The 8,037-nt window shown below is 66.2% G+C and carries 9 protein-coding genes; 1 reads left to right on the forward strand and 8 read right to left on the reverse strand.

All coding sequences use genetic code 11. The features are described from left to right. The first annotated feature begins 48 nt into the window (after positions 1-48). Entirely contained in the window at positions 49-675 is a 627-nt protein-coding gene (locus AC07X4_RS23470) for a Smr/MutS family protein (protein ID WP_494741486.1), read from the forward strand. 138 nt (positions 676-813) lie between these two features. Here AC07X4_RS23470 and AC07X4_RS23475 read toward each other — a convergent pair whose 3' ends face one another. The 8 genes from AC07X4_RS23475 to AC07X4_RS23510 all read right to left on the reverse strand — a co-directional run. Then, positions 814-2,880 carry a bifunctional 2',3'-cyclic-nucleotide 2'-phosphodiesterase/3'-nucleotidase gene (locus AC07X4_RS23475; protein ID WP_494741481.1) on the reverse strand — a complete coding sequence of 689 codons (2,067 nt, stop codon included), beginning with the start codon at positions 2,878-2,880 and terminating at the stop codon, positions 814-816. 120 nt (positions 2,881-3,000) lie between these two features. Next, the gene (locus tag AC07X4_RS23480; protein ID WP_494741482.1) at positions 3,001-3,234 is read right to left on the reverse strand and encodes a DUF7661 family protein; all 234 of its coding nucleotides are present in this window, start codon (positions 3,232-3,234) and stop codon (positions 3,001-3,003) included. Positions 3,235-3,245: 11 nt separating this feature from the next. Further along, a complete protein-coding gene (locus AC07X4_RS23485) occupies positions 3,246-3,659 on the reverse strand; it encodes a GFA family protein (RefSeq protein WP_494741483.1) in 414 nt (137 codons plus the stop codon). Beyond that, positions 3,656-4,129, reverse strand: a complete 474-nt coding sequence (locus AC07X4_RS23490; RefSeq protein WP_494741487.1) for a RidA family protein — start codon at positions 4,127-4,129, stop codon at positions 3,656-3,658. Before AC07X4_RS23490 ends, AC07X4_RS23485 begins: the two co-directional genes overlap by 4 nt. Positions 4,130-4,170: 41 nt before the next feature. Continuing rightward, positions 4,171-5,262 carry a M48 family metalloprotease gene (locus AC07X4_RS23495; RefSeq protein ID WP_494741484.1) on the reverse strand — a complete coding sequence of 364 codons (1,092 nt, stop codon included), beginning with the start codon at positions 5,260-5,262 and terminating at the stop codon, positions 4,171-4,173. A 19-nt stretch (positions 5,263-5,281) separates the two neighbouring features. Next, on the reverse strand, positions 5,282-5,875 hold the full coding sequence (locus AC07X4_RS23500) for a LemA family protein (protein ID WP_056060837.1): 594 nt from the start codon (positions 5,873-5,875) through the stop codon (positions 5,282-5,284). A 114-nt stretch (positions 5,876-5,989) separates the two neighbouring features. After that, positions 5,990-6,412, reverse strand: a complete 423-nt coding sequence (locus AC07X4_RS23505) for a group II truncated hemoglobin (RefSeq protein WP_056060835.1) — start codon at positions 6,410-6,412, stop codon at positions 5,990-5,992. 124 nt (positions 6,413-6,536) lie between these two features. Beyond that, positions 6,537-8,037, reverse strand: a 1,501-nt coding sequence (locus AC07X4_RS23510) for a cyclic nucleotide-binding domain-containing protein (protein WP_494741485.1), incomplete at its 5' end; no start/stop codon positions are given.

An 8,037-nucleotide genomic window follows, 5' to 3' on the forward strand; every position in this document is an offset into this window, starting at 1 on the left:
CCCCCGGCCCCGCGCCGCGCGGGCGAACGCATCACCCAACTGCAGGACCTGGCCACCGTGGCCCGCCGCCTGCGCGAAGACCAAGAGCGCCGCGAGGCCGAAGACAAAGCCCGGCGCGAGGCCGCCGCCCGGGCCGAGGCCGAGCGCCACCTCTTCAGCCGCAGCGTGGGCCCCGTCACCCCACTGCGCAACCCGAATGTGGCGCGTCTGCGCCGCCACCAGCCGCCGCCGCTGCCGGTGCAGCACTGGCTGGACGAGGAACGGGTGCTGCTTGAATCCATCAGCGATGACTTCGACGTGAGTACCCTGCTCGACACCGACGACCAGTTGAGCTTTCGCCGCCCAGGCATTGGTGTGGAAGTAACCCGCCGCCTGCGCTCTGGCCACTGGAGCATCCAGCGCCAGCTGGACCTGCATGGCCTGCGCGTGGACGAGGCGCGCGAAGCGCTGGGCGACTTCATCCGTCATGCCCACAGGACGGGCCTGCGCTGCGTGCGCGTGGTGCATGGCAAGGGGTTGGGCTCGCCCGGCAAAAGCCCCGTGCTCAAGGGCCGCGTGCAGCGCTGGCTGGTGCAGAAGAACGAGGTGCTGGCCTTCGTACAGGCGCGACCCATGGATGGGGGCGCAGGGGCGCTCGTGGTGCTGTTACAACCCGTTCTACGCAAAAATTCATGAAAAATAGCTGCAAGCGCTACATCCATATGCGCTTGCAGCTATCAAAAGCAGAGCATTTCAGAGCCCTACAGCAGGCTGCTCCGTAGCGGTGCTACGAACGCATGCACCGCCGCGGCCTCCGTAACAGGAGGGGGACGACTACTTGGCCAGGTCCACGCCGTACTTTGACGTGCCCTTGCCCGACCCGTCATCGGCCGCCAGCAGCGACACATTGCCCAGCCCGGCCGCCTGCGCCACGCTGAGGGCATTGGCGCCTGAGCTGAACACCACCGGACCCGCCACCGTGGCTTTGGCAAAGCGCCAGCTCTTGGCAGCGCCGTTGGCTACGCGGGTCACTGCCGGGTTCTTGCGGATGTAGTCGATCACCACGTCGCGGTTGGCGTCGGGCGAAGCCCAGATGGTGCCCGAGCCGTCGAGCTTGTCGATGAAGCTCTTGCCGCTGGTCGCGCGGTAGTTGTTGGTGGCGATCACGAACTCCTGCGCCGCGTCGATGGGCTTGCCCAGGTACGTCAGGTTCTTGATGCGGCTGCCCACGGGCTGGGTCACGTCGATCTCATACTGCATGTCCGCCTTGGTGAACATGTCGAAGTTGTAGCCCGGGAAGGTGCTGATGAGCTGTTGCTCGGTGGTCTTGACCGGGTCGATCTGGTTGAAGCGCTTGGCGGCGGCTTCGAGCCAGTTCTTGATGTCGCCACCGTTGACCTTCACCGCGTAGACGGTGTTGGGGTACAGGTACAGGTCGGCCGCGTTGTTGATGGCCAGCGGGCCCACGGCCACGTCGGTGTAGTCGGCCCCGCCCTGGAAACCGCTCTTGAACGGTGCGCTCACCGACAACACCGGCAGCTGCGCATACTGCGGCAGGCTGGCCTTGATGTAGGCCGCCACGTAGGCCTGCTGGGCCTGGTTCACGATCTGGATCGCGCCGGGGTCACCTACATCAGCAAACAGCGTGCTCATGCGGAAGTCGGTCTGGCCGATGGGTGTCTTCACGTACTTGATCGCGGCCTGGTGCTGGGTCTCGATCAGCGGGGCGATGGCGGGGTCGGCGTCCACGGTCACCGTGGCGCCTGCGGCATTCTTGTTCTGGATGTTGCGCAGCTCGCTCTTGCTGGCGGACTTGTTGACCACCCACTTGCTGCCGTCCCATTGCAGCGCCAGTTGCACCACACCCAGGGCCTTGCCCCAGGAGCTGGCCATGACGGCAGGCACGCCGTTGATGGTGCCCGCCTTGTGGTCCACGCCGGCCAGGTTGAAGCTGGGCGTGGCGGCCGTGTCGGGGAACACGCCATGCTGGTGGCCCATCACCATCGCATCGATACCTGCCACCTTCGACAGGTACAGGCCCGGGTTCTCCATGGTGGCCGAGTAGGCGGCACTGTCGAGACCGCCGTGCAACAAAGCCACCACGATGTCAGCCCCCTTGGCGCGCAGCTCGGGCACGTACTTGTTGGCGGATTCGACGGCGCCTTCGGTGTAGACCTTGCCTTCCAGGTAGCGCTTGTCCCAGTTCATGATGCCGGGTGTGGTGAAGCCGATCACGCCGATCTTGATCGGCAGCTTCACTTCCTTGCCATCGGTGCCCTTGGCCACCAGCGTGCGCTCCAGCAGCGTGTAGGGCTGCACCAGCGGCTTCTTGGTCTTATTGCTGTACACGTTGGCCAGCACGGCGGGGTAACCGGCGCCTGCGCACTTCTTGGAAGGGTCCACGCCGTCCACATCCAGCCCGCCGCCCAGCACCTGGTTCAGGAAGGGCAGGCCGTAGTTGAACTCGTGGTTGCCCAGCGTGCCCGCATCAAAGCCCAGCGCGCCCATGGCCTTGTACATCGACAGCTGCTGCGTGCAGGGGATAGGGCTGATGGTGGCCTCGTAGTCGGCCAGTGCGGTGCCCTGGATGGTGTCACCGTTGTCCACCAGCAGCGTGTTGGCGAACTCCTTGCGCGCCGCGCGTACCAGCGTGGCGGTACGCTCAAAGCCGTAGCTCTTGTCTTCGGCCAGCTTGAAGTAGTCGTAGCTGCGCACATTGAAGTGCAGGTCGGTGGTCTCCAGCACAGCCAGCGTGGCCGTGGCGCCCGCGTTGCTGCTGGCGTTGTCGCCACTGCCGCCGCAGGCGGCCAGCGACGCAGCGAGCGCCACCACGCCCAGTGTGGCGACACGGCGTGAAACCTGCGAAGGGGAAATCAGAAAACCCAGAATGCGTTCAGACATGAACAGTCCCTGTTGGAAACAAGGGACCGAGTGTCTGGGCCGGGTTTGACAGCGGTGTGACGTGGCAACGTGGTCGCAACACTTGTGCCACGTGCTGCGGTCAGTGCGCCTTGCAACGACTCAATCGATGCGGTATACGTCGCCGTTATGTGGCGAGGCGCTTTCGTGGAACAGGTCTTCCAGAAACTGTGCCAGCTCATGCTCTTCGACAAAGTTGGGGATCACAAAGCCCGACGGTGAGCGCTTGCCATCCGCGCCCACGCGGTAGGCCTGCCACAGCGCACCTTCGCGGCGCACTTCGACGATCCGGCCGAAAACATTAAAACGGGGGTGAGCGTTCAACGGTGCTGCCATCGGGTACCGATCTATCCTTCGGCCTCTTGCCGAAAACCATCACAGATCACTACCCATGCGGCTTTGGAGGCCACGTGGATGTGCTTTTGGGGCGGGGTCTCGTAGGCGGTGTCCAAGGTACCCAGCGGCACGGCCACCCACTCGCTATAGGGGCCTTCGCTGTGCCACAGCAAGGGCGAGCCACACACCGAGCAAAACGTGCGCGTGACCGGGGGCGAAGACCGGTAGGTACGCGTCAGCCCTTGCCCAGACACGAAGCGATGGTGCACACGCAACACGCTGCCGTAGCTGCCAAACGCCGCACCATGCGCCTTGCGGCACATCGAGCAGTGGCAGTGCGATGCACCCTGCAATGGCGCCGTGGTTTCGTAACGCACGCCACCACACAGGCAACTGCCTCGGTGCACAACAGCAGGCGTCGTCATGGCGCCACCGACGCGATCAAGTCCACCTCCACCGTCGCGTTCTTGGGCAGCTGCAGCACACCCACCGAGGTGCGGGTGTGTGCACCAGCCTCGCCCAGCACGGCAAACAGTACCTCGGAGGCACCGTCGGCCACCTCGCTTTGCTGCGTGAAGGCAGGCGCCGACTGCACGTACACGGTGATGCGCAAAATGGATTGCACGGCATCGAGCGAACCCAGCGAGCGCTGCAGCAAGGCCAGCGCCCGCATCACACACACCTTCGCTGCTTTTTGCGCATCGGCCAGCGTGGCGACCGCCCCGGCAGCGCCCGTGACCACCATCGTGTCGCCCACGCGCGGGATCTGCCCGCTCAGGTAGATGTGGTGGCCGTCACGCACCAGCGGCACATAGTTGCCACCAATCTTGATCTCGCCCTCAAAGCTGTAGCCCAGTGCCTGGGCTTGTTCCTGAAATCTCGCGTCGCGTGACATGGACATGGGTCTCCTGAAAAAACTGCGGCCTTCGCAGCGGGCTACATGAAGCGCGCAAAAGGGTCTACCAGCGAGGCGATCGACACGGTGCCGGGCGCCCGACCCTCGTCACGCCGAGCCGATTCATGCCCTGCATGTACGGGCACGGCGGGCAAAGGCTGCATGCGGCGGCCATACACGCGCTGCACGCGGTCGTCGAGCGTGGGGTGGGTATCCAGCCAGCGCTCCATGCGGCTGCGGCCGGGTACATCCACCAGCAGCATGTGTTGCACGGCCGGGTGGGCCAGGCCGGTGTGGACGGGGTTCTCGGCATACCCGGCCGGGGTGTCACGACGCTGGGCCATGACCTTGCGCAGTACGCCACCCAGGCCATCGCGGCTGCGGGTCCATTGCACCGCGCGTGCGTCGGCCAGGTATTCGCGCTGTCGCGATACTGCGGCCTTGAGCATGCGGCCGGTGAGCCAGCCCGCAAAGCCCGCCACCATGATGGCCGACCCGAACCACCAGGCCAGGCCCCGACGCTCGCGCATCGTGTCGCCAAAGTTGTAGACCAGCTCCAGCCCGAACACCATGCCCGCCAGGCGCATCTTCAGGCGGGTGTCGCCCTCATGCAGATGGCTCAGCTCGTGCGCCAACATGCCCTGCATCTCTTCGCGGGTGAGGTAGTCCAGGGCACCCTGCGTCACGGCAATGACGGCGTCGCTCTCGTCCCACCCGGCAGCGAACGCATTGATGGCATCGGTGCGCGGCATGACCATGATCTGCGGGCGCGGCATGTGCGCGGCAATGCACAGCTCGTCCACGATGTTGGACAGCCGCTGCTCGGCGTGCGACAGCGACGGGCGCAACTCGCGCGCGCCCACACGCTGCGCCAGCTTGACACCGCCTGCGCGCAAGTTGGACGTCTCCACCCACCAGCCGCCCAGCACCAGCATCAGCGAGACACCCACATTGGCGGCCAGAAAACCTTGTGGAAAGGGCAAGTGCACGGGCAGCACCGCCACCATCAGCCACCAGGCCAACGCCAGGGCAGCGTGCACAGCCGCTACCAGAACGACCACAGCGAAGGCAAAACCCAGCAGCAAGCGACGCGTCTCGCTGCGCGCGTTGTGCTGGTGATCCCAGAACTTCATGCGAATGGAAGCGGAAGGGTCAGAACTTCACCCGGGGCGCGGCGCGCTCTTCATCGGACTGCGTGGATGCCAGCATGGGCGCGGGCGCAAAACCCAGCAGGCGCGCGACGATGAGGTCCGGGAACTGCGCCGCCGCGTCGTTGAACTCCAGCGCCTGGTCGTTGTAGGCCTGACGTGCAAACCCCAGGCGGTTTTCGGTGCTGGTGATCTCTTCGGACAGCGACTGCATGGAGGCGTCGGCCTTGAGTTCAGGGTAACTCTCGGCCACCACCATCAGGCGGCCCAAGCTGCCGCCGAGTACACCCTCTGCCGCCGCCAGCGCGCCCATGGCGCTGGCGCTTTGCGGTGCGGCACGCACCGCTGCAGCCGCGCCCTGCGCCTGGCTGCGGGCCTTGATCACGGCTTCCAGCGTGGCGGCCTCGTGCGCCAGATAGCCACGCGCCACCTCTACCAGGTTGGGGATCAGGTCATAACGGCGCTTGAGCTGCACGTCGATCTGGCCAAACGCATTGGCAATGCGGTTGCGCAACTGCACCAGCCGGTTATAGACCGCCACCGCCCACAAGCCCAACGCGACCAGCACAACGACCACGACCCATGCGGTTGCCGACATACCCCACCTCCTGTATTTGTTGGAGGGAGCATCTTAGAGCCTGTGGAGGCGGCTCCCAGGAAACATACCAGGGCGCCATTCAACGGCGCAAACGGGCACCACCTCGCGGGCGGGCTACACCCCTTTGTTGCGCATCCAGTCCGCCGTGCCCATGAAGCTTTCCTTCAGCCGCACGCGCAGGTCGGAGGGCACGCCGGTCTCGCCCATGGCCTGGTCCATGCAGGCCACCCATTGGTCGCGCTCCTTGATGCCGATGGCAAACGGCATGTGGCGCGCGCGCAGGCGCGGGTGGCCAAACTGGTCGGTGTAGTACGACGGCCCACCCAGCCATCCGCACAAAAACATGAACAGCTTTTGCCGCGCCTGGCCGAGGTCGCTGCCATGGGCGGCACGCAGCTCGGTGTAGCCGGGCTCCAGGTCCATCAGGTCATAGAAGCGCTCGGTCAAGGCGCGCACGCGTTCTTCGCCGCCGATCCATTCAAAAGGGGTGGTGGCCACGGGGGCATCTGCGGCGGAGGACGAGGGGGTGGATTCCATGGGGTTGGCAAGGAGAGGTTGCCAGACGGTGTCGGGAAGACTTGGATTATAGAAATCCGGGCCTTGTCATGCGCCTGCCGCGCCGTTGGCACAGCCGCACTCCGACACCCAATGCCCTGCCCTGCTACTCCAGCACCGCCCGCAGCTGCCGCGTGGTCACCGCCAAGCGCCGGGCGCCGATCTGGGCCAGATTGTTCATCACCGTGAGGGCCGCCTCGGGGTACTGCCTTGCCCAGGCATCAAAATGTGCGCGCGACAAACGCACCAGATGCGCCGGGCCACGTTCGGCGCCCGCGCAGGCACTGCGTGCCGCACCATTGAGGAAGGCCATTTCGCCAAACGCCATGCCGGGGCCTACGGTGGCCAGGCGCAAGCCCTTGTCGGGCGGCCATTGGGTGACCAGCGTGATGTGGCCGGACTTGACCACGAGGAGGTCATGGTCCGTATCCCCCGCATGGAACACTACGCCATGGGGCGGGACAGCCTGGGACACCAGCAGCGCCTGCAAGGCCTCGGCGGCGGCCTTGGGCACGCCCTCGCCCACCTCGCCCAGCACATCGCGCTCGGGGTGCGCGGGGCGTTGCTCGATGGGCCGCTGCGACAAGATGCCCACCTCGGCCCATTCCAGCGCCCGGTCCAGGTCGGCAAAGGCGCGCACATGCTCCCCCGCATGCTCGGCGGCCATGGGGTCCAGGGCTGCCACGGCCGCGGCGATGCCCTGCTGGTCCAGATCGCGCACCAGCGCCCGCAGTTGGGCCATTGCGGTGCTGTCCCACGCGGGCACGCGGCCCGCGTCCAGAATGACCCAGCGATGCCGCGGCAGCAGTAGCATGCGCACCTGCTCGGCCAGGTGGGCAGCCACGCCAAAAGACATCACGCCTTGCAGTTCAAACACCGCCACCTGGTTCATGCGCGGCGTCAGCCAACTGTCCGACCCGGCACGGCGCAAGCGCCGCGAGCGCAGCTCGCCATCCAGACGCACATGGCGCAGCACCGTGGCGGCAGAGTCGTGCAGCAGCACAAACGTGGCCACGACCAGGCCAGCCACCAGCGCCCCCACGCCCCCCATCACGGCAAACACCAGCGCCACCAGCCAGCTTTGCGCCCAGGTCACCCGGGACCGGCGGGCATAGCCCAGCGACCACATGAGGCCCGGCACCTGCATCAGCCCCGCCAGCACCAGCCCCCCGGCAAGACAGGCCATGGGCACCCAGTGCAGCCACCACGCCCCCGTGACCGCCACCCCCAGCATGATGGCGGCGTGCCAGCGCGGGGCATTGCGCGAGGCCCCCGCCTGCGCCAGCACAATGCGCGAACGCGACGCGCTGGTGGATGCGGGAATCATGCCCATCAGCCCACACAGCACACCCAGCAAACTCTCGCGGCGCAGCGCCAGGTTGGCATTGCCACGCAGGCCATGGTCCAGCTCCAGCTCCTGGTTAAATACCAGAATTTCCAGGCTGTTGACCAGCGCCATCAGCACCGCCAGCACCACCAGAGCGGAGCCCTGCTGCCGGGCCAGGGCCATCCAGGGGATGCCCGTCCAGTCGGGCAGCATGGGCCAGGCAAACACGCTGGGCGGCACGGCCGGCACAAACACACTGCCCAGCCCCACACCCCATACC

This window comes from Acidovorax sp. GW460-11-11-14-LB4 (assembly GCF_059423685.1).